We start from the raw sequence: 26,553 nt of genomic DNA, 5'->3' as shown, positions 1-26,553 counted from the left end.
CCCCATTAGCGCGGATGTGATGGAGATCATCACCAAAGCCCAGCAAGCCCAAGAGCAACAAGCCCAAGCGCAAGCCCCTTATAATGAACAACTCCAAGCCCTAGAATTGCAAAAAATCCAAGGAAAGTTAGAGGTGTTTAAAGATGGGAGACAATTTGCGTTTTTGTTCTAAATTCTATGGAATAGTGGAGCCCGGGACAACTATACCCAACCCGGGCAGAAAGGAGCGGTCATGTCCAACCATGATCGCGATCCTATGTGGGCATTCTGCCTTAAATTCTCTGTATTTGGACTTAAGGTCAGCCTTAAACTCAAAAAGCGATAACATGGGATCGCCCCCACTAGGGGGCACCTTTTGTCAGAAATTGATTTTTTTGTGTGTCCCCTTGACTCTGCTCCTAGTAGGCTGTGTGCGCGTCTATAAGCCCGTTTATGTCCCCACTAAGTGCAAAATCCCAAAATTAGAGCGACCTCCTTTAGCTAGCCCGCTTATTTCAGAGAACATAAAAGCCTTGCTTATTTACATAGAGTTTTTGGAAAAAGATTTAGAATTTTGTAGGGAGGGGGTGAAGTAGTGGCATATTGCAATTGCTCATCATTGATTATATCCATATCATCAAAACCGACACCCCCAAACTTGGGCAGTTTAGAATTAGGCGCAAGCTTGAGATTGAGCGTATCCGGGTTATCTCTCTCATAATCGCTATAATTTAAAGACTCTACCAACACCTCCGCGCCCTTAATGCGCCACTTTGGAGCTAGATAAGTTTGCATCACTCCTCCCAAATAGGGGTGATGTCTGAGGCGATCTCTTCTGCCTCAAACACGGGTAATTTCACACGCTCCCCACCTTTAAACACATCAATATCCAAGAGTTCAATATTAGCAAGCAAAAAGGCGTTATAGCCACTCTTATAGCCATTTTGCACGATCTCCCCATAGTGCTTAAAATAGATAGTGTCCCATCTTTCTCCTTGAATAGCAACACACTCATTCACGCGCTAGCTCCTGAGCAAATATTTCATGCGCTTTAGCTAAAAGCCGCGCATTTTGCTCTTGGGCGATGAGATTGAAAGGCTTAGTTCTAAAATAAAACACCGGAAAGCCTCTAGGACTTGCTTGGCGACTATGGCTATAGAGTGTGCTTGAACTGGTGGTGATCCCAGCAAAACTTTGGACGCGTCTTGTAGCTAAAAAGCCCTTATTGCGCACTTTTTGCTCCCCCCTTTTTGCCCCCAAAAAGCCCCCTTGGATGAAGAGATGATCTCTAGGTCCTAACTTCACCAACACCCCCGTGCGCTTTTGGAGGCGTTTGAAACGATTCAAACTGAGCTTGTAAATGGCGTTTCTAATGGTAACTTCTAGGGTGTCTATTTGAGATTTTTTGATCTTAGTGAAGCGTCTAATCGTCTTATTAGAGAGATTGTAGCGTGTTCTTATAAGCTCTCTTTGCGCTTTGGTCGTCTTTGTAAGCGTGCGATTAAGCGCATTATTACAAAAGCGCGCCATATCGTTATAAAAATCCATGCTAATCCTTATCATCTTTATAAGAATGGTGTTTGGTCTGAAGTGTCTGTGATTATTAGCTTAGGAGATGGGATGTGTGGGATACTAGAGGATCGCCAATTAAAAACCATGGATTCTAACACCTCTACGCCTAAGGTATTTAGAGGCAGTGTAGATGGTGAGAATGTGGGCGGTTTTGTTTTGCTATCTAGCGGGGCTACACAATATCTCCAAGTAGCAAGCACTTTGCAAGATTACATGAATGTCGCATGCGCCCCGGGATTGCATGACAAAGTCCAAAGTGCCCTAGAAGACTTATTGCAAACAAGAGTTAAAGAAAACACCTTTGATGATTGCAGTGTGATCATGTTGGTTAGAGAAAGCACAGAGCCTTTAAGCTCCTCAGAGCAGAAACTAAAAGTATTTGTGCAAACTCCCCCCAGTATAAACAAAAGCCAAGCTTAAGCGCGCCTAGCGCGTCTTACTTGGCGATGATCTGTTTGAAATTGCCCAAGCTAGGATCAAAGACTAAGAAGCGTTTGGGGATGTTTTTATACTTGATCATGGCGTGGTTGAAATCCTCAATATTGTGCACCGCGATCATCTCAATTTGGCTAATGATGTCCCCATGTTTGAAACCTAATTCTTCGGCTTTGGAATTGGGCTTGACCTCTTGGACAAACACCCCATGGATCTCATCGGGGATACGCATTTGCTTGCGCATATTGGGTGTGAGGGTTTGCACTTTTAGCCCGCTGAGTTGCCCATGGGCACCCTCATGTGCGCTGCTGGTTTCTTTCTTATTGGGGTTTTTGCGTTCGGCTAGCACGAGCGTGGTGGTGTATTCCTTCTTATCGCGCATGTATTTGAGGGTGATGCGTTGGTTGGGGGCTAGAGAGCCAATCATGTTGCGCAACTGCGCGGAGTTTTTGATCTTCTTGCCATTGACCTCTGTAATGAGATCCCAAATCATCAAGCCCGCCCTCTTTGCTGGCGAATCCTTTTGGATGCTAATCACCACCGCGCCCTCTTTGCCATTGTAGCTACCAGCTAGCTCAGAGCTGACATCTTGAATCCCCACGCCCAAATACCCCCTATGGATCGTCCCGGTTTTGATCAGTTGGACGACGGTGTTTTTCACCGTGTTAGAGGGGATGGCAAAACCTATGCCGTGGTTACCCCCCGTGCGCGAGAGAATGGCTGTGTTGATCCCCACCAACCCCCCACGGCTATCAATGAGCGCGCCCCCGGAGTTGCCCGGGTTAATGGACGCGTCCGTTTGGATGAAGTTTTCATAATTGTTGATCCCAATCCCGCTTTTATTGAGCGCAGACACAATGCCCTGAGTCACCGTTTCGCCCACCCCAAAGGGGTTTCCAATGGCAAAGACCAAATCGCCCACTAAAATATCATTGCTATTGGCAAATTTGATACAGGAGAGTCCGGTTTTATTGATCTTAATAACCGCCAAGTCACCATCTGCGTCCGTGCCCACTAAGGTGGCGACATACTCTTTATTGCTCCCAGGCAGAGTTACCGTGATCTTATCAGCCCCATCGATGACATGGTTATTAGTAACAATATAACCATCTGTAGAGATGATCACCCCGCTACCCAAAGCCCTCTCCACGCGATCCTTAGGAATGGAGTTGTAGAGATCCCCAAAGAATTGTTGGAAAAAGGGGTCGTTGAACAACCCCCCGCCCATGAAATTGCTCTTGATCTTCTTTTGCGTGGAGATATTCACCACCGCCTTAGTCGCCTCTTTAACCGAGGTGTTATAAGAATAAATGCTATTAGAACCACTATCTGCCCCTAGGCGCTTTTGCACCTCTGGCATGTCTTGAATTTGGATATGCCCCCCTCCAAGTGCCCCCAAACTCATCGCTAAGGCTACACTCACGCCCAACAGTCGCATTTGTTTTCCTTTATTCTCACAAGTTTAAAAACCCCCATTATACCCAAACTTTTATTTGCCTAAGCCCAAAAAAACGATCACATAGGCGCGCTAAATAGGCGTTAAAAAGGCGTAACAAACACGACTTTAAGAACATGGAAGCCAAATGATGAGCCAAGAGAATAAACGCGCGGGTGTGTATTTTGGCGCGCTATGTGCGCGCCTTGAGGATAAGCGCGCGCAACGCGCGTTCTTGAAGCCTTGGGAGTGTGTAAAGTAGCGCAACAGCGCAACGCGCCTCCCAAAAGAGCGGGGCGTGGTAAAAAGAAAAGGTTTTAAGCTTGGCGCGCCGCGCCAAAGCTCCCCCCCCAACTTCTTAAAATTTAGAAGTTGTAAACATAGTTGAAGAAGACGGAGACATTGCGCTTGTAGGCGATGGTTGTGGTTTCATCACCCAAAGTGCCCTTGAAGTAGTAGTTCACCGCTAGAGGGATTCTAAGCCCGATTTCAAAGCCATGGTGTTTGCTCACATTGGTCCTAAAGCCGATGTTGAGCGGGATTTGGAAGTAACTGGTGTTCATTTGCGCGCTACCTCCTTGTGCTTTGATGCGATTCATCCTGCTGATCCACGCGCTGGCTCCCTTCACATTCCATGTGCTACCTGCTAGCATAAACCCAGCAAAGAGCCCGCTGGTATACTTAGCATCCTTGCTTTCATAGAAGTTATACAAAGCGTCCACACCAGCCCCGTAAACGAAGTTGTCTAGCTCGCTGGTATCCCCGTCCATGAAGGTCCCATGTTGCCAGCTAAAGCTCGCATAGTAGCGCAAGCCCCAGCGTTTCTTTTTGCCAAAGAATTGCTTATAACCAAACTGCACATCGATCCCATACATGTTGCCATTGGAGTTCATAGTCTGCATGGGGCGCGTGGTAGTGGCGGTGTAGTAGGACTTGAGCTGGGTTTCAAGCTTGCTCAAGCTCGCCTTAGCGTAAACGAGCGCCTGGTTGACCGCTGTCAGCGCATTTTTCAAGGATTGCGCTTGTTGCACGGGGTTATTACCACCAGGGAAACCTGAGTGGTTAGAACCTGCGCGAGGGAGCACCATCGCCTGCACTCCGTCCACGCGCGCCACCCCAACAACAGCCGTAGTGGCAGGGGCGTTAGCCTGGATGAGCGCGCCCAAGTCATTGGCAAGCGATTGCTGGAAGTTTTGCAATTGCGTGATGAGATTGCTCAAATTGGCGCGCGCTAGCGTTGGGTTGATAGTGGGGCTAGCGATGATCTGGTTGTAAACATTTTGCACCGCCTGTTCTAGGCTCGCATTGCCTAGGGGATTGTTGTCGGTAACAAAATTTTTCAAGCTCGCCATCAAAGTGCCCAAAGTGGTAGTCCCACTATCGGCAAGATAATTAGCCTGCGCTGTGATCACTGTATTTTGTGCGTCTAAGTAGTTACTCACCATTGAACTGCTATAAGCCCCGCCCACTGTGGTTAAAGAGGTGAGCAAAGTAGCCGCTTTAGTGGCATCCGTATCCGCTTGCAAGAGGGCTTGGGCGGTGGGGTTGCTAGCGATGGCTTGTTGCACCGCGCTGACACGCCCCTGCATGGTGTTCATGCTGGTGAGCAACTTGGTGATCGTAGCAATCTGGGTGGGGGATAGACCAAGGGACTTTTGGGCCTGGGCTAGGCTGATCCCATAGCTATTGGAGTCATTGAGCACCTTCAAGAGCGCGTTGAGGGCTTGGGCGTTGTTGAGCGCGTTGTTGGTGATCGCGCTCACACTGCTAGTGCTATTGAGTAGAGGGGCTAAAGTGGCACTAGCACCGCTGTAAGTTTTCGCCGCGTTCAAGATATTTTGCAGCGCGTCATAAACCAAGCCTGTTTTCATGGAGGCACTAAGATTAGGGCTACTTAGCACCTGACTAACGGCTTGATCCATTTGCGTGGCTGAGGCAGTGCCCAAGATAGCCCCCACAGTAGAACCACTCACCCCATTGGCTTTGAGTTGCACAGCCAAGAGCTGGATAGCACTAGTGGCAGTACTCGCGCTCAAACCGGTCATAGAAACAGAGCCAGCTGTGCCCGTGGGATCATCCCCCACATCTTGGGCTAGCGTGCTCAAAGCCGCGCTCGCGCTCACAGGTCCTGCAAAGCTCCCGCCCTGATCATTAAAGAGATTTTGCGCTTGGGCTACAATGGTTTGTAGAGTCGCAAGATTGGGTATGGTGGTAAAAGCACCTGCCATAGTCGCGGTGGCGGTTTGATAAAGCGCGTCCACATTTTGGACATTGGTGAGGACCTGCGCGATGGCTGGACCAATCCCTGCCGAAGAATCCACCTTGTTGATGATCACCCCATTGACATCTTTGAGCTGGGTGATGAGAGCGTTAAGCGCGGTCATCCAGGCTACCACATCTCCGGGAGCAGAGGCAGCGACATCCCCCTTAATCGTGCCCGCATTAGTTGCGCCAAGGATGGGGGTGAGCGCGCTTTGGACCGCAGTGGCTAGGGCTTTAGACTGATCAGTGTTAGCGGTGGGCAGAGCAGCGGGAGACCCACTCAAGCCCTGCAAATACTGGGATGTGGTGGAATTTTTAGCCAGCGCTTGGATGATGTCCCCAATCACGCTTGCGGAGGTAAAGGTGCCACTTGTGGTCCCAGTGGTGCTAGAACCCGTGGCAAACAAGGTGGTCAAGGCATTGGGGGTAAGCCCAACCAAGCTCCCCGCATTAGCCCCGCTAGAGGTGATAGCGGTGTTAAAGGTGGTCAAAATGCTCGCCACAGAGCCACTATCGGTGGCAGAATTTTTGAGAAACAAGGTGTTGGCGGTGCTAAGTGTAGCGACATTGGTGCCAATGCTATAAGAACCCGCGGTCCCGGTTACCACGCCCCCAACAAGGTCTTTATTGAGTTGTAAGATCGAATCAAGACCCTGCAAGACAGAAACATTGGTGAAATTAGTGGTGGTGAGATCGCCAAGCAATTGGGTAGAAGTCGTGGCAGCTGCCGCTGGACTACTGACACTGTAAAGATTGGAATTGCCCAAATTTGCTGCCTGGCCACTGATGGTGCTCCAGGCGGTGTTGATCCCACTCAAGGTGCTTGTGTTGGAGTTTTGCCCATTGGTGATCGTGCCTGCTGGGAGGTAGTCTGCGATGGTGCTCACTTGCTTTAAGATACTTGTAAGCTGTGTGTTAGCCGTGCCCACAAAGCTATTGCTTGCACTGTTCAAGATACCACTAGAGCTAGAAAGCCCGGCGATCATGGAGTTCCATGTGCTCAAATACCCAAGGTCTGCGCTCACCCCACTAGCAAAGGTGCTGTAACTGGAGTTGATGCTCGCGGTGTCGCTACTCACACTCCCAATGCCCGCGCTACTATTGAACAACCCCCCGCTCCCCACAAGGGCTTTAGCCGCATTTTGGTAGGCTGCAGAGGAGGTGATGTTATTTTTTTGCATGACCATGGCATAGGGGTTAGAGTCGATGGCGTTTTGGACTTGTTGGTTCAAGCCTTCCAAATACTGCAGGCGTTGCACGAGGCGTTGGAGGGTTTGGATGCCACTAGCTCCGCTCAAGCCAGATGCGCCAGTCGCGCTCAAGGCATTGGTGGCTTGGACATTGCCCAGCACTAAAGAGGCGATGTCATCCCCCTTGCCATTGGTGCTTCCCCCTGTGAGGTTATTGAGCAACTGGACATTGTGGGCGTAGATATTCAAGTTTTGCAACAAAGAGAGCGCGTTAGCGGCAGTGCCATCGCTTAGAGCACTCCACAGAGGGCTTAGCGCGCTAGCGGCTTTGATCGCGGCTTGGAAGGCGGCCGCGTTGGTGGAGCTCACACTGAGCAAGCCAGAATTTGCCCCGGTTACATTGCCTGTGAGAGCAGTATTAGCGGTGCTGAGGGTGTTAGCGTCTTGGATCACCTGCGCGATATTGGCCGCGCTATTAGAGCCCGTGATGTCTAATTTATTAGCCAAGAGATTGTTAAGCTGGCTTACCGGATTGCTCGAAGTGCCAAGACCCACTACAGCCTTATAGGCAGTCCACACCCCAGCGGCATTAGAGCTTGGGGTGCTGATGATATTAGTCAAAGCGGCTTGGACAGCTGCGCTGCTCGCGCTCGCGCTCAAGGGTTGGAGGGCTTGGATCACTTGCGTGAGGGTAGCCCCGTCCACTAGGTTGGTGGTCAAAGCGCTGTATTGCGCTTGCACGGTGCTCACAGGTCCCCCGCTAGCAAAGGCGCTAGAATACTGCGTGCTCACTGCTGTGCCCGCGCTATTGAGCACCCCTACCAAATTATTGATAGTGCCAAGATTGTTCAGATTGGTAAGGTAGTTGCTCGCATTAGCATTAGCAGCCATGCCCACGCTAGAATCACCTAGTCCTTGGGAAGTGGGTTGGTTAGCCGCATAAACATTGCTCACATCGCTCAAGTTGCCATTGTTGAAGAAATTCTTGCTCGCGCTATACAAGCCCTGCACAGCGCTATTAAGCGCGCTCAAATCGCTGCTTAGATCGCTGATATTCTTAGCAGAGGTGCTATTGCCCGTGGACACCAAGCCCACCACACTGGTTAAGCTGGTGTTTAAGCTTTGCACGCTGGCATCTGCAAAGCCTAGATTTTGCACCGCGCTCACCCCAGCGGTTTTGAGAAAGCCCTGAATTTGGCTATTGCTAAGCGTGGGGGCAGCGGGTGTAAAAACAGGGGGGGTGGCACTAGAAGCAGTGCCAGCAGGGGCTGTCGCGCCCAAGGCATTATACTGCTGGATCTGGCTGGCGATGGTATTGATGGTTTGGCTTAGATCTTTGAGCGAGAGCGTGCCATCTTGAAATTGGGTCGCCACACTGGGGGAAAACAATCTGCCCGCTGCTAGGCTATTGATAAGCTGGAGGGTGAGATTATTTTGATCAGAGCCGGCTGCACCCAAGAGTTGAGAGGCGATTTGAGAGCTTGCAAAGGCTGCTCCGGCAACACCACCGGTTACACTGCTTGGCAAAATAGCATCGATATTGCTGATATTTGCCGCTACAGTGCCAGGAGATGTTGCACCACTTATGTTAGTGCCCAAATTCGTAATGAGTGTGTTCATGGTGCTGGCATTATTAGTGGCGATGGGATCAGTGGTGAGCAAAGCCACAAGGGTTGCTATAGCGTTGGTGGTGCTATTGCTCTTGTTATCTCCAGCAGTGGCACTCCAAGTCGCCCCTACAAGGGTGTCAAAAGCTTCTTGCACGGGTTTGCTCAAAGCATCCCAGTTGGTTACCACGGTGTTCATGACGGTGTCATTAGTGCTAGTGGCTGTGGAGAGCGCGCCGGCTAGACCCGTGTTAGTGGAGTAGGTGGGGGCTACTGTGGAGCTGGCAATGGTGCTGAGCGCAGTAATGACCGCGTTAGCTGCTTTAACACCATCGGTGAGTTTATTTGGAGCGGTATTGGTAACACCGGAAAAATAACCCGCTAAAGCGTTCATCGCGTCTAAGCCTGTAACAATGCTAGAGGGTGTGGCAGTGCTGGCAAAAACACTGTCAGGGCTACTCAAGCCCTCTAGGGTGGCGATGGCGGTGGGGGTGAGATTAGTTACAGCTCCAGAGCTTAGGTAGGTTTGTGAGCTATTGAGCTGGTTCACAAGCGCGGCTTTGGCTTGGGCGATGAGCCCGTTATTTTGCGCGCTAGCGTTTAGGGCGCCAGAAAGCGTGTTCAAGGCATCCGCCTGCCCGACTTGGTTGCTCTGAGCGCTCTGTGGGGAAGTGATCGCGTCCACATAGGTGTTGAGCAGATTTTCAGACATGAAAATGGCGCGCATTTGGTTTAGGTAGAGGGCTTGGTTATTGAGGTTATCCCCTGATGTGTTGGACTGAGTGGCTCCAGAGTTGAGCGCTTGGTTGGCGGCTGCATTGTAGATACCCTGAGTGAGGATAGAGCTAAGGCTGGTGTTAGAGCTGAGTAATTTACCCAGCGCATTGGTGTTGGCGCTATAAGAGAGCACATTGGAGAGGAGCGTCGCCAAATTGGCGTTGAACTTGGTATTGTAAGTGCTCTGATTGAGCGCGCCTTGCGTGGTGTAGGAGGTGGTGATAGGGTAGCTAGCAGCAGTGGCTCCGCCATAACTTTGCACAGGGTATTGGGTGCTGGTGTTGAAACTCCCCGCATTAGCAGCTGTTGTTTTAGTGGTGTTGGAGCTGACATAGTTGGTGTTTTGCGCCACTAAGGTGTTGATCGCGCTGATTGTGCTCTGCAAGTTAGCATAGGAGCTAGCGCTCCCATTGTTAAACGCCTCATAAAGGACTTTGGCTAAATCGTTACTTAGCGTGGGGCTAGCGCCCGCTGTGAACGCAGCAGTGCCAAGCGTGGCGTTATTGGCGACATTAGAGCCTAGAGCCAAGTTGGTTTTGATTGTGTTGATGTCGTTGAAGATTTGCACCGCGTTTAAGAGCTGTTGGGCACTGGTGCTCGCAGAACTAGAGGAGCTGGTGTTGAGCGCGCCAGCCATTTGCGTGATTGTGCCCGTGTTACCAAATAACGCGCCATAGGCTTTAAAAACCACTTCGTAAGAGTTAGGATTGACAAGCCCTTGGAGCGCGCTAGCCACATCGGTGTTGTAAGCAACGGTGTTAAGTGAGCTAAGTTTGCTAAGCACTTCTGATAAAGTCGCCGTGTTCAAGACATTGTTCGTGATCGCGTTGGCATCGGCTAAGAAATTGGCATTGCCATTGAACGCTTTTAACACGCTGGTGTAACCGCTGCTCATCGCGTAAGTGGTGGTGCCACCGGAGGTAGAGGTGCTAGTAAGCCCCCCACTCACCAAAGAGTTGACATTGGCGATGTCTTGGAGGGTGGTTAAACTGCCGGCTTGCACAGCGTAGGTGCTCCCCGTGCTCGCAGTTGTCGAGGTGAAGAGCGTGTTAGTGCTAGAACCATAGAGCACTTGGTTTAAGTTAGTGAGGCTAGCGCCAAGAGTTTGGGTGCTACTAGGGCTAGAGCTAGTCGCGCTCAACGCATCCAAGATGGAGCTCCCCACGCTAGCGATCGTGGAGATATTGGAGTCCAAAGTGGGGGCGAAATTTTGCCCCGGGGTAACCAAATAGCCCAAATCGTTGGTGATCTTGGTGATATTAGTGTAAATGGTGGTGAGCAAACCATTGGCTGTGCTGGTATCACTGGCATTAGCAAGCATGCTCGCGCTCAAGTTCCCTGTTACGCTCGCAGCGCTGGTGAAAGCGGTGTTGGTGCTATTTAGGGTGCCGGGTGTCAAGGTGTAATAGGGGTTGGAGATGGCTTGCCCAAAGATGTTCTTGGATGCGCTTATACCCGCTAGGGCGTTTCTATAGCCATAATACTGGCTATAGAGGGCATAAAGCGGGTTGATAAGAGAGCTCACCGCATCTAGGTCGTAGGGGTTGGTCCACGATCCCCCATTGCTTTGCAAGATCGTGGAGGTGTAGGTGGAGCCATCGTAATTGGTGAGCAAACCGCCATTACCATAGAGCTGGTAGTTCACAGCTGGGTTAGTGGGGTTGGTGTAGGTGGTGCCGCTCCCAATGGCGTTGATCGGATCGGTCCCGCTGGCTGTGGGGATGTAGATTGTGGGGGTGAGGGAACTCCCATAGCTAGCACCACTAGCAGGTCCGCCCACGGTGTAATTGCCCCCCAAGATGCCAGAGATGGAGTCGACCATTTGTTCGGCGGTGATCTCTGTGGCATCCACGGGCGAGAGACTCAAACAAGCGGCGATGGAAACCCCCAAGGTTTGGAGGACACGCTTGGGACCTCTATTGTTAAACACTTGCATTCAAATCCTTTTTGGTTGTGTTGGTTAGATTAGGGTTGGGAGATAGGGGAGACATTCATTTTTGCGCCAGAATTGGGGGTAAACATACCGTTTGGACCCGTCAAAGTAGGGATACCCACCGGAGTCGTGCTACTAGAGCCGGCGTTTAAGAAAGGGTTGGCCATTTCTGTGGCGATGGGTGCGCCAGAGAGATTATTACTCCCCACCGCCTTTGTCATATTAGAATACTGAAACCCCACACTTCCATAGAATCCAGAGTTTTCTGCACTGAGAATGCAGGGCATAGCCACTAAGAGACCAATCCCTAGAAATTTAGGGATAAATTTTGATTTGAGAATACCAGATTTAAAGCGATTCGTTTTCATCGTTCGTCCTTTCATTGAGGTGCTTGAAATGCCCAGAAGCTGGGAATCTGAGCGTCCCTGATTCTAAGAAAAAGTTACTTATTTTAACCTTAATTAGACGCAGAAGTTTCATTATTGGTCTCTTAGTGGCTATGCCCTGCATTCTCAGTGCAGAAAACTCTGGATTCTATGGAAGTGTGGGGTTTCAGTATTCTAATATGACAAAGGCGGTGGGGAGTAATATGCCCTATGGTTTCACGCCTGCAGGTGTGGACATTGCCAACCCCTTTTTGAACGCCACGGGCACTATGAACTCTAACGACAGCACCCTACCTAACCAAACCACGGTTACAGCAGGGAGTCATGCCGGTCAAAAAATGAATCTCAATTTCCCTAATCCCTAACTAACCCTCTTCACCTTAAAGGACTGACATGCGACAAGAACTCTCTGCTAGCCCCTATTCTTTGGGCGCGCCCAAGCGCGTACCCTTGTTGAAAACCATCAGCCTAGCGTTGGTGGGTTGTTTTAGTTTTTCAGGTGTGGATGCCACCGAATCGTCCGTTGAAGTCTACAACATGGTCAACTCCATCGCCGGACTCTTGGGAGGCAACTACCAATTAAACAGCTCAGGGGGCACAACCAGCACCCAGACCAGCTTTGGTGCTAGCGCGCCTAGCACATCATGGGAACTGTGGCTAATTCTACCCCTGGCGGTGCGCCGGCGTATGGCAACATCCAAAGCCCCCAAGCTGGCTATACCTATCCCATCGGGGCATCTGGTGCCAATGACAACCCCCAAATCACCTCCTATAACCTCTATGGAAAAGGGGGGCTTTTTGGGCAACTTGCTAGCTCTAGCACCTATAGTTTTGACACCAACTACCAAAACATCTACCCCACCGCAGTGGGCGGGGCTTTTGGGGTGAGCAATATCCTAGGGCAACTAGGGTCGGCTGCGCGTGCGGCTTATAACTACCGCGCCGCCTTCAGTGGGATACCCTCCAACCAAAACATTGGTAACATCACCAGTGCCACGACACCGGTTACCAACAACCCCAATATCCCCAGCCCCTACTACAAGGTCGCTAGCACATCTCCGGGGACAGTGAGCGGGAATCTCACCCAGAGTTTGTTGAGCAGTGGAGCCAATCTCACCACCGCGAACGCCACGCTCACCAATTTGTATGACAATATCAAAACGGTAAGCGGGCAACTCTCTATCAACACCGCTAACAACACGATCAACGCCTCCCCCAATGTCATGAACGCCTTTGACACCACCATTTCTAGCACGGGGGGCAACTTCTTGAGCGCGCTTTCTGCAGGGAGTAGCAACGCCTTGAGTAGCGATTTGAGCGCGCTTAACACCTTGCTCTTTAGCGCCCCCAACACTACGGCAAATTCTATCATCACCAACACCGGTGTAACAGCTGGGACTAGCGCGACTCAATACAGCTACACCCAAGGGAGCCTAGAAGCCCTCAACAGCTTGAGCAATATCAACTCCCTTGTGGGCGGGTTGGTAACAGCCACCACGACCAATGGCACCACCACCTACGCCCTCAATAGCAATTACACCAATGCCTATGTCGCTTTGGGAACAGCTGCGGCTAACAAATCCACTGCCATTGAGCTCATCAACCAGATCGCCAACAACACGCGCAACACTTCAGACCTAGGCGCGGTGGTCAAAGAGCTAGTCGCCCTCTACCCCACCAACACCTCCGCTGTCCCCACCACGGCACAGATTGCCAGCGGGCTAAACTCTAGCCTTGTCAATCCTGCCAACGCCTCCAATGTCTTCACGGCGTGGAAGGAATTAGTGGGGACCTCCACATCGCTTAGCGGTAGCCCCAGCGTCTTGAGCGTGCTCCAAAGCGCGCTAGGCGCTAGCAATGACCCCGCCCAAGCTCTCATCAATGCCTTGCAACTCAGCCAAGATGCCGCCGCGTTGAATGGCGCTTTAAGCGGAGCGTCTATGAAGAGCGGAGCCAATGTGAATTTAACAGGGCTTGTTGCTAGTTTTGGCACCTCCACAAGCGCCCCAAGCATTAGCTCTCAAACTTACTTGCAAACCCTCCAAAGCGCGTTTAGCAACAATGGGGCTTATGCCGGGCTTACCAGCGCGCTCAAGGGCTTGCAGGGTCTAGTCAACACCAACACCTTCACCTCTAATAACACCCAACCCGTGAGTGCAACCACAGCCTCCAACCAAGCGGGCAATGCTAACCCTGCCACTGACACCACAACCTACCCAGGAACAGCCAATGGGAGCAATGTCAACACCTCCTGGAGCACACAAAGCATCAACAACAACGCCACTTACCAGCAAGCCCTCAACGGCGCGCTGGGAAAATTGCTCGCTGGGGCGATCAACTACAATAACTTGAGCACCACCCTAGAGGGGATGCTCACCAATAGCAGTGCGGTGGGCAACCAACAAGCCCTGCTCAACTCCATCGCCAATGCCGGGATCGCCAATGTGGTGAGCAATGCCGCCTATAGCAACACCTATACAGCCCCTAGTTGGTCCAATAACCAAGCTAAGGTGCTCAACGAACTCCAAGCCATCAACTACTCTAAGGGGCTTTTAGACGCGTATATCAACGCCATCACCGGTCCCCAAATGGTGGGTAACCAGCTCAACCAAGCCGCCGCGCTCTCCTATTTGGATCAAGCCCTCAGCGCGCCCAATAGCCAAGCTGGACTCATCTCCCAAACCATAGCCGCCATTAAGAGCAACCTCAATAGCTCGCTCTCTGTGGTCCCTTTGAGCGTGAGCACCATGGACAATCTCTTGACACAAGCAGGGATCTACAGCAGCGCAAACCCCTCGTTTCTCAATAGCGTTGTTGCCTCTGGTTCTAAGGAACTCCTCAGTGTGTTCAATAACTTAAGCACTGTGCAAAACACTTTGAGCGGTGTGGGGGCTGGGGGGTCTGGTGCCTGGACTGCCTACAACACCACGGTTGGTGCCAGCAATGTAAAAACTATGGTGAGTAATATCACTACGGCTGTGAATGCGATCACAACCAATTTGGCAAATGGCACGCTCACAGAAGAGAGCGCACTCACAACTGCTCTTAAAGCGGCAAGTATTTCTGAAACAGACTATCCAGCTGTAGCCGCCTATGTGATCGCCCAAAGCATCACCTCTAAAACAGCAGTCAACACCCTCCTAAAAGGGTGGGGGGATGCCACCACTAAAGGGGTTGCCTATAGCGATGATAAAGGCACTGAGACCGCGGCGGGAACAGCCTACACGGCTATAGTCGGTGCCTCCACAGCCACAGGCTCTTTGGCGTGGTATAACACCCTGATTAACTCTGCCCCCGGCACCTCCAGCGCTGGCGACATCACCTCTCTCATCCAAAGTGCCACTGCGCTCAACACTGCCATGAGCGCTTTAAGCACGGCTATGGGAACTAATTTGCAAAGCTTGGTGCAGAATGTGAGTTCTAGCGCACTCACCGCCTTTAACGACAATCTAAACATCATCAACCCCACGCAATCTAGCCAATGGCAAGATGGCGCGATCACCAATGCCTCTCAGGCTCTTAGCGCGTTGCAAACCAAGATCAGCGCGATTGAGGGGCAGTTGGCTAGCTGGAATGATGTCAAGCCCGGATCCACCCCCGGAAAACCCACCCTCAATATCCCCCTAGCGGGCATGTTGACTAATGCCAGCACCGCCACCAGCGCGCAAAACCTAGGCTATGCCAGCGCGAGCGTGAACACCATGCAAACCCAGTTAAGCGGTGTGTGGGACATCTTAAATGGTGCAAGCTCACTCACCACCACCAATTTAAACAACGCCTATTCTCAGGTGAGCACGCTCAGTGGCAATATCGCTAGCCTCTACAGCGCGGGAAAAAACTTCTTTAGCAATGGCAACCTCAATAGCGCAGCGCCTACTGGCTTGCAAGGGGGCGTGGTCGATGGCATGGGCAGTTCTAATGCCAGCAACTACTTCACCAACCTCACCAATCTTTACACCATCACCGGCTTGATAGGCTCCGTGGTCAACTCCGCTAAAGATGCCACCTCTAGCGCCTATAACACCGTGTTTGTAGCTCCTACAACTGGCGGTAACAATTTGCTAGCTAACATTGCCACGCAAGTAGGCACTAGCGGAGGGAGCACGGGCTTATACAACAACTTAGCCGGCACAGCAGACATGGAACAGTTGGTGCAGGTGCTTTTGAACGCGAGCAGTTATTCTAGTAGCTTTGTGTCTGGCAATGACAATAGCTACACCCCGCTGGCTAACGCTTTAAATGCCGCCGGGCTTAATAAAGCGGGCACAGATTACACTGGCAAAATGGCTGCGGGCATTTGGGCCGCTTGGCAAAGCTTGGTGGGCACTAATGGGAGCAGCGGTTATCTAGGCACGCTCAATGGGGTGATCTCCTCTAACAACTCCGCCAACGCCCAAAGCCTTAGCACCGCAGCCGGGGTTGCCCAGCTCATCAGCGATGCGGCTAATTTGCAAGCGGCTAATAATCTCTTGGCGGGTTATTACAGCACGAAAGACTCAAAAGCCGTTGCAGGCACGATTGTCTCCTCTAATGGGAGCAGCCTTAGCAGTGGGAATGGGACATTCACCATCAGTAGCGTCAATGGGGGGCAGTTTGCAGACGCGGTGAGTGCAGCCAATAGCCTAGGAGCCTTGCTCAAAAACTTGAGCGCGACCAGCACGGCGTATTTGAGCGATCCTAGCCAGACCAACACCTCTACGGCGGTTACTAATGTGATCAGTCTCATCAACGCGCTCAATAGCTACAACCACAATCTAGGGCTCTTGACTTCTTTGACAGGAAGCACCAATGCGGGCAAAATCGCCTCAGATGTGGTGAGCTATTTGCAGGGCGATGCCGCGCTCACAAATTTAACCAAGAGCGGTTTGCAATCAGAGCTCCAAACCCTCCAACAGCTCGCCAACCGCTTGACCTATTTGCAAGACTTGCAAACTAAGGTGCAAGATGCCATGCAAAACAACCCCTACGCGTTGGTGATGCAAAAAAACGCTGTGCTCACCTCCAATAGTTATCAGGACGCAGCCGGTGGGTTGTTTAGCACCCTTAATAGTGGCAAAGGGCTTTTAAATAGCAGTGTCGCAGGGCAGTATGCTAGCTACAACTCTACTGCGAAAACTTATAGCCTAGATAGCAATTTTAGCAATTTAGGCACGCTTGTGAGCGCGGATGCGACTAATATCAACGCCTGGAACGCCACCATTGATGATTTGAGCAATTCTAGCAGCAGCTTGCTCAACGCCGCCGCGCTAAGCAACCCCACAGCGGTTTCTAATGCCGTCTACCAAATGGGGCAGATGTCTAGCGCGGCTTATGGCATTGTGGGGTATTTAAATGGCAGTGTGAGCAACAACCAAAGCGCGGTGGGGGCTGTCAATGGTAGTTACGATGCTGTCAACGGTTGGCTTACAGGTAAAACAACGCCGCTTAGTGGCAGTAACTTCACTGGCAGCACAACTTTGAGCATCCCAAACTTGTTTAAAGGTGTGAACTCCACGACCACCACCATGCTAGGAGCCATGCAAGCCATCCAAGCGCTCAACAGCGACCTTAAGGGAGGACTAGTTGGAGCGGTAGCACTTAATAGTGCGGGGAATAACCCCTACCAAGAACTTGTGGGTAGTTTTACAACCGCAACCACAGGGATAAATCCCTTGATCACCGCAGTAACGGCAGCACTTGGATCAAATGCCGCTGATGGGACCATAAACACGGATGGAAATAATCTTGACACCATTACCGAGATCGGTGGCTCTAAGAGCGTGGCAGGCACTGCCAACGCCGTGGGTGTGATCTCTGGCATTGTCAAAGCCCTAGAGAACAACCCCACTGCGGCTGCAGGCATCACGGCTGCGGCCGCAGATATCGCTGCAAAAAAAACATATGCAGGTGGTGATGATGTTACTGCAGCTGTTGTCAGCGCCCTTACCCCTGTTTTGGGGACAACAGGGGTTACACAATTTACGGGGTCAGTTAGTGCAACCAACGATACTAATGCCGCAGCTTTGATCACCGCAGTAGCAAACCTCCTTGCTGGTGATTCTACTCTGAGCGCGCTCAATAATGCGATCAATGGCGGGGTTACCTTGAGCGACACCTCGCCCGGATCTGTGGCTGCTAGTATCCAAACCGCCATGCAAACCGCGCTGAACTTTTACAACAACTCTAGCGCCGCCACAAACGCGATCGCTGCAGCTCTTTTAGGCACCAACACCACCACAGCCGGGACCATCACCCCCGCACAGATCGCCGCGATGGGTAGTATTGTGAGTAGCGTCGGCCAAGTCTTTAACGCCGACAACATCACCGCCCCTAGCTCCAGCTCTGCGGGCACGCTCAACGCCGTCCAAGCGTTGGTGCAGTTTGTGAGCACTTCGGGCAACTCTCTTGTAACCGGTAGCGTGCCTGCTTCTGGCAGCGCTCCTACCTCTTTAGCCCAAGCAATGGCAGTTGCCCTCGGTGTGGCGCCTAAGACTACAATCAACACCACGCTGTTTGAAGGCTACACCCCACAACAGCTTGCCGCTGCGGCTACGAGTGTGCTCTCTAATCCTGCCACGCTCGCGACCACTGCCAGCAATAAGTTAACCCTTCAACAAAACTTGATGAATTATGCACTAGAACAAGTGTTCACCAATGCTGGCAACTATAGCAAAGCCCTCAGCGCGCTCACGCCCCTTTTGAATTCTAGTGCCTCTACAAGCAGTTTGACTAATGCGGCGGTGGCTAACGCGACCAGTGTTAAAAATATTGAGAACATGCTAAACCCCTCTAACACCAGCGCGGCAAATGGGAAAGCCATCAGCGTCAACACCACCACGGGGACCATCAGCACCGCTAACATGAACACCATCGCCGAGCTTTTGGGCGCGATGACCACCCAAAATGGACGCGTGGACACCCTCACACAAGAGCTCCTTGGCACGGGCAACCTTGGCAAGGTTTTAAACGCTGTCCAAGCTAACAGCGCCGCGCAGACAGCTGCGCTCTCTAAGTTGGGCACTACTAGTATCTACACCGCTAGCCAAATCAGCACAGCGGTGCAAAACTATAAAGACGCGCTCAATGGTAAAACAGGGCTTATCCAGGCGCAGGTGGATTTGATCCTAGCTAACCCACAAAACAGCGCGGGGGCACTGCTTAGCAGTCTATCAAGCACCTCCAACACAAATAGCTTGGCTGCCCAGCTTGCTACCTTGAATCAAGATGTGAGCGGGGGGCTCAACACCCAGATCAACGATGTGGTTACCGGGTTGCAAAACATGTACACTGAGATAGCCACCCAAACTCGCATCAACCCCAATAGCGTCAACTCTGGTTTCAGTGCCTTGCTCGGTGCGTTGGAAAATCTACAATCCCAGGTGTTAAACCAACTTGCGGCTAACACCACGCCCTCTGATGCAATGGTGCACCAAGGGGGCATGTATGCGATGGTGGATGGGCAAAAAGTGGGCTTGCAAGCCTTTGAAGTGCCTAATGCCCAAAATAATAGCCCCACCACAGCGAGCACCACGACCCTTAAGTCTATCTTGGGCAAGATCAATGACACCATCGCCCAAGTAACAGCGCTCCAAGCTCGCTTGATGCAAAACCCGCAGTATGCTAGCGTTCTTATGCCCACAAGGGGGGCGCTCAACACTCTGCCCATGCGCACCATCAACTCCAATGGGAACATGTATGGGATCGATGTGCAGTTTGGCTATAAGCAATTCTTTGGCAAAAAGAAACGCTGGGGCTTGCGCTACTATGCCAGCTTTAGTTGGCAACATGGGACCTTCATGGACGGAGATACCAGCGAGCTAGACAACTTCGTCTATGGGGCGGGTGTGGACGCGCTCTATAACTTCTATGAGAGCAAAGACTCCAAATACACCAGCGGGCTCTTTGCTGGGTTTATGCTAGCGGGCTCTAGCTGGAATGTGAAGGGGGCTAGCGCGTGGATCAGCAGGATGAATCGCATCAAAGCACAAGGAGGTAGCGCACAAATGAACACCAGCTACTTCCAAATCCCGCTCAACATCGGCTTTAGAACCAATGTGAGCAAACACCATGGCTTTGAAATTGGCTTGCGCATTCCTTTGGCGGTGAATTACTACTTCAAGGGCGAGTTAGACGGCAATAAGGAAACCATCGCCTACAAGCGCAATGTCTCCGTCTTCTTCAACTATGTTTACAACTTCTAAATTTTAAGAAGTTGGGGGGGGGCTTTGGCGCGGCGCGCCAAGCTTAAAACCTTTTCTTTTTACCACGCCCCGCGCATTGGGGGGGGCGTTGCGCTGTTGCGCTACTTTACACACTCCCAAGGCTTCAAGGGCGCGCGTTGCGCGCGCTTATCCTCAAGGCGCGCACAGCGTGCGCCAAAATACACGCCCGCGCGTTTATTCTCTTGGCTCATCATTTGGCTTCCATGTTCTTAAAGTCGTGTTTGATACGCCTTTTAACGCCTATTTAGCGCGCCTATGTGATCGTTTTTTTGGGCTTAGGCAAATAAAAGTTTGGGTAAATGGAGGGTTTTACCCTGCACGCGCGCTAAAGCACTTTAAGTTTCCCACACTCTTCAAGCCCTGTGGGTTTTCTTAACGCCCCTTTAAGCCTGGTTAAGCCAGCTACTCTAGTGCTGGGCGATTGATTTTTTAGGGACGCGCGCGCTCACGCCTTTTTAAGCCTCATCTAGGATCAGCCTAAAAAGGGTAGCGCGCTAGGGCGATCTGTAAGTCTTTTGGGGTGTCAATGCCCATGCTCTGGCTAGTAACCACACTCACCCCGATGGGCTTGTGGTGGTAAAGCGCGCGCAACTGCTCGAGCTTTTCGATCTCCTCTAGGGGGCTTTTTTCTAGGGCGCAAAACTCTAGCAGGCTGTGCGCCACAAAGCCATAAATCCCAATATGCCCCAACAAAGGACACTCCCCCCCCTCACGACTAAAAGGGATCAAGGCGCGCGAAAAATACAGCGCGTGCTGTGCGCCTAAGACCACCTTCACCACATTGGGATCGCGCGCCTCTTGCTGGCTAATGACCTTGGCGCAGGTGTGCATGAATGGGGTATTCTTGGCTTGTTCTAACAAAGTGGCGATCACCTGGGTTTCTAAAAAGGGTTCATCGCCCTGCAAATTGAGCACCACGCTAGAGGGGCTTAAGCCTAAAATCTGGCAAGCCTGCGCGCAACGATCCGTCCCGCTGGTATGCGTGGGGCTGGTTAGAATCGCCTTGATTTTAAAATCCTCGCACATATTCAAGAGCTTCACATCATCGCAAGCCACCACCACCTCATCTACGCTTAAAGCGTTGCGCGCCGTGCGCACTAGCATGGGCAAGCCATGGATGTCTGCTAGGAGTTTTTGGGGGAAACGCGTGGAGTTGAGTCTGGCCGGGATTAAAATCATGGTTTAGCCTTTGTATTCTGGGTGCGGATATTTCTCATATGCTCAGCGTAGTAACGGCTAAAGACATGGACACCCTGTTTATTTTTCACAAAGTAAAGAAAATTCGTTTTAGCCGGAAAGAGGGCGGCTTGGATCGCCGCGTTGCTGACACTGCCCACGGGCATGAGGGGTAAACCCTTGTGCTTATAGGTGTTAAACGCGCTATTGTCCTGCAAAATGCGCTCTTTGGTGATCTTGCTGTGCGAATACTTGCCATAATTCAAGCTCCCATCCATTTGCAAGGGCATGCCCTTGTCTAAGCGCCTGAAGATCACTCCCGCGATCAAAGGCATCTCTTTAGTATTAGCCGCTTCTTTTTGCACAATGGAGGCAATAATGAGAGTTCTCTCCCATTCCTTGGGATCGTAGCGCCCTAGGAGTTTAAGGCTGAGTTGTTCGTAGTGTTTATTGGCATGCGCGATGAGATAGTCCATTAAAGCGTGCGCGCTAATCCCTAGAGCAAAGCGGTAGGTGTCTGGCACAATGCCCGCTTCTTTGTAAAGGGCTTTGTTATTGTAGGCTTTATAGAGCGCGTCCTCTTGGAGGTTGAAAGTGGTGGCTAGGTCTTGGATAAAGAAGTAAAGGGTTTCCCCCGGAATGAGGGTTACATTTTTGTAAATCTTTTTAGACACGCCCAAAGCGTGTAAAAAATCCCCCTTGCTAATTTCTCCCCTAGCATCGATGGGGATAGAAATATAACCACTCTTAGGGGTTTTCCACAACCCCAAGGCACCCATTAGGCGCAAAATCCACAGGTCTAGGGCGTTGCAATCAGCATCGATATGGCGCGCCATGTGTTGCAATGAACCACTGGGGATGTAAACCACGCTGTAAGATTTTATAGGTATACTCAAATAAAACAGCAAGCAAAGCCCCATGATCAAAGCGATCTCTAAAAGAATGCTCCGTCTTATCTTCCTGTGTGGCGCGGTGGGCGCGTTATTATTGGGCGTGTTCTTAGTCTTAAAAAATGGCATCCATATCTCTTCTTTACGGGTGGGCAAACTCCAAATAAGCCGATTGTATCTAAAACTCGATAATAAATTTGTCTTGCATGTCGGTCAACTAGACATCTCCGCCCTGCTAAACCACCAGCCCAAAAAACCCCCTCCCAGTGTGGATAATATTGTGCAGGGGGTGCGCTACGCCCTGCTAGCCCTCTCTTACTTCCAAGAATTGCAGGTCCAAGAGATTGTGATAAACCCTAGGGCTAAAATCCATGTGCGCTTTGATGGCAAAACCTACCGCGTGCGCTGGCCGGGCGTGCTAGACTCCCAGTTTAGCCTAGCAAATGACAAGGATTTGCGCCTAGAGGTGTGGCATTGCCAACTAAACCCCTACCATGTGCGCGCCAAAGGGCATGTGCGCTACTCTAGCATCGCTAGACAGCTAAGCTTTGCCCTAGAGGCATCCCCGCTCAACGATCTAGCCTCTTTGCGCCCCTCACACCTGCAAGCGCGCATCCATGGCTTGAGCGATTTTAACACCTTGAATCTAGACCTTAGCACCAATGAGATCACCCATTTAGATTTTCTCAAACCCTATTTTCCTGAGGGTAGCCACCCAGTCGTGCAAAAATGGCTGTTTGAAAATATCGAGTTTTCCAGCGTGCGCGTGCTAGAAGCCAAAGCCCTTTTGCACCTCAAAGACAAGCAATTATTAAAAAATCTCTTGGATCAAATCAGCGCGCGCGCGCTTGTCAAAGACGCCCGCGTGCTCTTTGCGCCCACCCTCTCCCCCATTGTGGCTAAAGAGGTAGCCCTTGATTTGCAAAAACGCACCCTGTCTATCACCCCCAAGCATATCCGCTATGAAAACATGCCCTTGGAGCACTCCAGCGTGCAAATTAGAAATCTGGGCAAGGGGTCTTACTTGAGCGCGGACATCAAAATCGCCCCCAGCCCCTCGTTTAAAAGCGCGCTAAAGATTTTGCAAGCCTACCACATCACCCCGCCTATTAGCAAACTCACCTCCCTTCTTAGCGCGGATTTACTCTTAGGCGTGCAATTCATCCCCCATGCCAGCCCTTTGATCTCTATTCAGGGCGATGTGCTGGTGCACCCGGGGAATTTTTTGCTCTATGGCTACCCCTTTTCTAGCCAACAAGCCACCCTCACTTTAGACATTACCCCCAAATACCGCCAAATGTGGATCAACACCACCCACACGCGCTATTACAATATCGCCGATTTAAATGTGAACATGAACCTCGATTTCACCCAAAAACACCTCTTGGGGAGCGTCGATGTCAATAAGATCCAACTTAGCACCAATAATGCCATCAACACCCAGCCCTTTAGCCCCACAAGAAGCGTGTTCAAAGCTCCCTCCAGCGCGCCTAACATCGCCCACCTGCCCAATCTCTTAGCCCAGAGTAAATCCATCTTAGAGCAGCGTATCCAAGCGTTAATCCGCGCGCAAAACCAAGAGAGATTCACCCAAGATATTATCTACGCCACCCCAGACACCCTGCCCAGCATAGATTTTGACCTAGATTTTTCTGCTGAACAAGATTGGCGTTTCCACAGCGCTAATTTAGACATCCAAGGGTCTTTGCAAAAGGGGATGTATGCGCTAAAACTCCAAGATTTAAAAAAACTTCTCCCCATTTCTCCCCTATTGCGCTATTTTGGGATCAAAAAGGGCGCGCTCCATCTTAACACCAAGGACTTCAAGCGTGTCGAATTTGTGGGCAGTGTGGAAAACCGTCTCCCCTTGTATCGGCGCGATGGCACACCCTTAAAAACTCTCTCTTTCTTAGGCACCTTTAAGCCCGAGAGTGTGGAATTTTTCACCCCTGATGGCTCTATTATGGGGCAGATCAAGGGGGGGCAACGCGCCTTTTTTTTCAACGACATCAATTTCAATTTAGACGCGTTTCTCAACTCCAAAATCCCCTTTATCAAAGAGTTGCTCACCCCGGCTAAACACAAGCCCACCAAAGCCCAGATTCGCGATGAAAGCGCGTTTATCCGCGCCAAACAGGATTACGAAAAACGCCACAATATTTTCCCCAACTCCACCATTATTAGCGCGAAAAACACGGCGATCCTCTTTAAATCCTTCCCCTTAGTGTTGGATAACGCCCGCTTGGTGGTGCGCGATGGGCGGGTGATGATCGATGGGGCTTACCACAACGCGATGTTGCGCGCGGACATCATCCATGGCGATGTCATTGTCAAGGCGGATAATTTTGGGGGGGATTATCTCAACTTGGCTTTGCAAAGCGTGCTCTCTGCAAATGTGATCGGGGGGGGACTTTATAGCCTAACGGGGGTTTATAGGGATCAAGTCTTCAATGGGGAATTGCGCATGCAAAACACCAGCATTAAGAATTTCAAGGTCTTGCAAAACATCGTCAATATCATCAACACCATCCCCTCTTTGATTGTCTTTAGAAACCCGCGCTTGGGCGCACATGGTTATGAGATCGCTAAGGGGCGCGTGGTTTTTGGGCTAAGCTCAGAGTATTTGGGCTTGGAGCATATCCAACTCACCGGCACAACTTTAGATGTAGATGGCGATGGCATCATCGAGATGGCGGGCAAAAAGAAAATAGACATGTCCTTGGACATCTCCACGATCAAAGCCTTTAGCAATGTGATCAACAAAATCCCCATTCTCAATTATCTCATCTTGGGCAATAAGGGCAAAATCTCCACCCATGTGCAGGTAGGTAACACACTCAATGATCCTTCTGTCAAAGTTACCCTAGCCAAGGACATCGCCCAAGCTCCTTTTAAGATATTAAGGCGTATTTTCACCCCCATAGACATCATTGTGCAGGAAATTAAGAAAGGACTTGCCCCCCATGACTCTGCTAGATTGCCAGAAGAACCAACGCTACACCATCCTAGAGATCAAGGGCACTGATGAAGCGCTAAAAGATCGCTTCCTTTCCTTTGGGATCCACGCGGGCGTGGAATTCACTTTGTTGCAACACTCGCTCAAGCGCGCCACCTTTAGCATCGCCATCCACAACGCCCAAGTGGCTTTGCGCGCCCATGAAGCCCAGTTATTAGTGGTCGCCCCTATATGAATCGCGATGCAAAAGCTCCCATTATCAAGGCGCGCCTATTAGCGCATTTTGGAGCGGCTGACACGCAATTACGCTACCGCAACGCTTATGAATTATTGGTCGCGGTGATCCTCTCAGCCCAATGCACCGATCAACGCGTCAATGCGATCACTCCCGCGCTCTTTGATCTCTACCCCACTCTAAACGCGCTAGCCCAAGCCCCTTTAGACAGACTCAAAGAGTGTATCAAGAGCGTTTCCTACCCCAATAATAAGGCTAAATACTTGATCCAGATGGCTAAAGAGGTGTGTGTGCGTTTTGGAGGGCAAATCCCAAGCACCCAAGCGCAACTCAAAAGTCTTCCGGGGGTGGGGCAGAAAAGTGCTAATGTGTTGTTGTCCGTGTATTTCAAGCAAAATTACTTGGCGGTGGACACCCATGTCTTTAGGGTGAGTCATCGATTGGGTTTGAGTCAGGCTAAAACCCCTTTGCAAACAGAGAGGGAACTCAGCGCGCTCTTCCAAGACGATCTAGCCTCTTTGCACCACGCTTTGATCGCCCTAGGGCGCACGCTGTGTGCGGCGCGTAAACCCCAATGCGCCGTGTGTTTTTTAGCCGATTTATGTGAAAATAAAAAAAACGCCCGGCGCTAAAGCTAAATGCAATAAAATCTAGTTATAATACAAGCTATCCCAAAGAGAGAAAAGAGTATGGATCCACAAACCGGTAAAGATGTGCAAGGTGTCAATATCCAAACTAACCCCGCTTTGAGCGCGTTAACCCCGGTCAACCCTAAGATCAAAAAGCAAACCACTCTCAACCCTAGGGAGATCGAACTCACCACTTATTTAGAAGAGTTGATAGAGGATTACAAGGGGCTCTTGGACATGGAGGTAACTTTTATGGCCGATTTGGGCGCGACCTCCATCCCTTTGGGCGAGGTGTTGCGTTTTGAGCGCGGTTCGGTGATAGATTTGCAAAAGCCCGCTGGAGAGAGTGTAGATGTCTTTGTGAACGGGCGCGTGATTGGCAAGGGCGAAGTGATGGTTTATGAGAAGAATTTGGCGATTCGTCTCAATGAGGTGCTCGATTCCAACGCAATCGTCTATTACATTGCCAAGGACATGTAATTTTCTCTATGGCGCGCGTTCTTGGGTGGTTTCTTGGTGTACTGGTGTTCTCCTCACTCTGCTACGCCCAAAATGTTTTGCAACAGATCCAGATCGCCCCGCTTGAGGGCGCGGGTGTTGCGCTCAATTTGATCTTTAAAGACCCCCTAGAACAAACCCCCCAGATCGCCGCCAATCAGGTGATCACCTTGCAACACATAGTCCCCTTTGTGCCCAAGACACAGCGTTTTGGGCAGGGACCCTTGCAATCTTTAGACATTTATCCTAAAAATGGCGCGTTATTTATTGTCCCTAAGAGCACCTCCCTATTTAGTGTGCGCGCCAAACTCTCAGCGGATAAAACCTATTTGCGCCTAGAATTTCTCCCCCTCATTCTCACACCCCTTAACCCCCCTTCTACCCCCCCCAAG

At 50.9% G+C, this 26,553-nt stretch carries 15 protein-coding genes and 1 pseudogene; 8 read left to right on the top strand and 8 right to left on the bottom strand.

Annotated features, from left to right (window positions below; all coding sequences use genetic code 11):
- Positions 1-516: 516 nt before the first annotated feature.
- Genes EAO37_RS07460 through EAO37_RS07450 form a run of 3 tightly spaced genes read right to left on the bottom strand, consistent with a single transcriptional unit; the run spans position 517 to position 1,527 of the window.
- Positions 517-774, bottom strand: coding sequence for a hypothetical protein (locus EAO37_RS07460; RefSeq protein WP_120952846.1), 258 nt, complete (start codon positions 772-774; stop codon positions 517-519).
- A complete protein-coding gene (locus EAO37_RS07455; protein ID WP_120952844.1) occupies positions 774-998 on the bottom strand; it encodes a tail protein X in 225 nt (74 codons plus the stop codon). The genes EAO37_RS07460 and EAO37_RS07455 overlap by 1 nt, the downstream gene beginning before the upstream one ends.
- Complete coding sequence (locus EAO37_RS07450; protein WP_120952841.1) at positions 991-1,527, bottom strand: hypothetical protein; 537 nt, start codon at positions 1,525-1,527, stop codon at positions 991-993. Before EAO37_RS07450 ends, EAO37_RS07455 begins: the two co-directional genes overlap by 8 nt.
- A 72-nt stretch (positions 1,528-1,599) precedes the next feature.
- Between EAO37_RS07450 and EAO37_RS07445 the strand changes: the two genes are divergently transcribed.
- Positions 1,600-1,971 carry a hypothetical protein gene (locus tag EAO37_RS07445; protein ID WP_120952838.1) on the top strand — a complete coding sequence of 124 codons (372 nt, stop codon included), beginning with the start codon at positions 1,600-1,602 and terminating at the stop codon, positions 1,969-1,971.
- A 16-nt stretch (positions 1,972-1,987) separates the two neighbouring features.
- Here the strand turns inward: EAO37_RS07445 and EAO37_RS07440 are convergent, their stop codons facing one another.
- The 3 genes from EAO37_RS07440 to EAO37_RS07430 form a co-directional block, all read right to left on the bottom strand.
- Positions 1,988-3,424 (bottom strand): Do family serine endopeptidase, encoded by a 1,437-nt coding sequence (locus tag EAO37_RS07440; protein WP_120946356.1) that lies wholly within the window; start codon positions 3,422-3,424, stop codon positions 1,988-1,990.
- A 362-nt stretch (positions 3,425-3,786) separates the two neighbouring features.
- On the bottom strand, positions 3,787-11,193 hold the full coding sequence (locus tag EAO37_RS07435; protein WP_120952833.1) for an outer membrane protein: 7,407 nt from the start codon (positions 11,191-11,193) through the stop codon (positions 3,787-3,789).
- A 29-nt stretch (positions 11,194-11,222) separates the two neighbouring features.
- A complete protein-coding gene (locus EAO37_RS07430) occupies positions 11,223-11,558 on the bottom strand; it encodes a hypothetical protein (protein WP_120952830.1) in 336 nt (111 codons plus the stop codon).
- 23 nt (positions 11,559-11,581) lie between these two features.
- On the opposite strand from EAO37_RS07430, the gene EAO37_RS09305 reads away from it, so the two are divergent.
- Positions 11,582-11,941 carry a hypothetical protein gene (locus tag EAO37_RS09305; protein WP_162982993.1) on the top strand — a complete coding sequence of 120 codons (360 nt, stop codon included), beginning with the start codon at positions 11,582-11,584 and terminating at the stop codon, positions 11,939-11,941.
- A gap of 288 nt (positions 11,942-12,229) precedes the next feature.
- Positions 12,230-19,756 (top strand): outer membrane protein, encoded by a 7,527-nt coding sequence (locus EAO37_RS07420; protein ID WP_120952824.1) that lies wholly within the window; start codon positions 12,230-12,232, stop codon positions 19,754-19,756.
- A 498-nt stretch (positions 19,757-20,254) separates the two neighbouring features.
- On the opposite strand, the gene kdsB is transcribed toward EAO37_RS07420, so the two are convergent.
- Entirely contained in the window at positions 20,255-20,956 is a 702-nt protein-coding gene (gene kdsB / locus EAO37_RS07415; RefSeq protein ID WP_120952821.1) for a 3-deoxy-manno-octulosonate cytidylyltransferase, read from the bottom strand.
- On the bottom strand, positions 20,953-21,873 hold the full coding sequence (gene mltG / locus EAO37_RS07410) for an endolytic transglycosylase MltG (protein WP_235853151.1): 921 nt from the start codon (positions 21,871-21,873) through the stop codon (positions 20,953-20,955). Before mltG ends, kdsB begins: the two co-directional genes overlap by 4 nt.
- Here mltG and EAO37_RS07405 point away from each other — a divergent pair.
- From EAO37_RS07405 to EAO37_RS07385, 5 genes and pseudogenes are all read left to right on the top strand, one after another.
- Positions 21,872-24,868, top strand: a complete 2,997-nt coding sequence (locus EAO37_RS07405; RefSeq protein ID WP_120952817.1) for an AsmA-like C-terminal domain-containing protein — start codon at positions 21,872-21,874, stop codon at positions 24,866-24,868. The genes mltG and EAO37_RS07405 overlap by 2 nt on opposite strands.
- Entirely contained in the window at positions 24,807-25,034 is a 228-nt protein-coding gene (locus tag EAO37_RS07400) for a FeoA family protein (RefSeq protein ID WP_120952814.1), read from the top strand. Before EAO37_RS07405 ends, EAO37_RS07400 begins: the two co-directional genes overlap by 62 nt.
- Positions 25,031-25,666, top strand: a complete 636-nt coding sequence (gene nth, locus EAO37_RS07395; protein WP_120952811.1) for an endonuclease III — start codon at positions 25,031-25,033, stop codon at positions 25,664-25,666. Before EAO37_RS07400 ends, nth begins: the two co-directional genes overlap by 4 nt.
- 57 nt (positions 25,667-25,723) lie before the next feature.
- Positions 25,724-26,143: a flagellar motor switch protein FliN gene (gene fliN, locus EAO37_RS07390; RefSeq protein ID WP_120946252.1), complete on the top strand. Its 420-nt coding sequence runs from the start codon at positions 25,724-25,726 to the stop codon at positions 26,141-26,143.
- Positions 26,144-26,151: 8 nt separating this feature from the next.
- Positions 26,152-26,553 (top strand): annotated as a pseudogene (locus EAO37_RS07385) (hypothetical protein); the annotation flags it as partial.

The organism is Helicobacter sp. L8, from assembly GCF_003660355.1.
Classification (GTDB): domain Bacteria; phylum Campylobacterota; class Campylobacteria; order Campylobacterales; family Helicobacteraceae; genus Helicobacter; species Helicobacter labacensis.
Note: the sequence above shows the minus strand (reverse complement) of the source record. Positions and strands in the feature narration are given on the sequence as shown.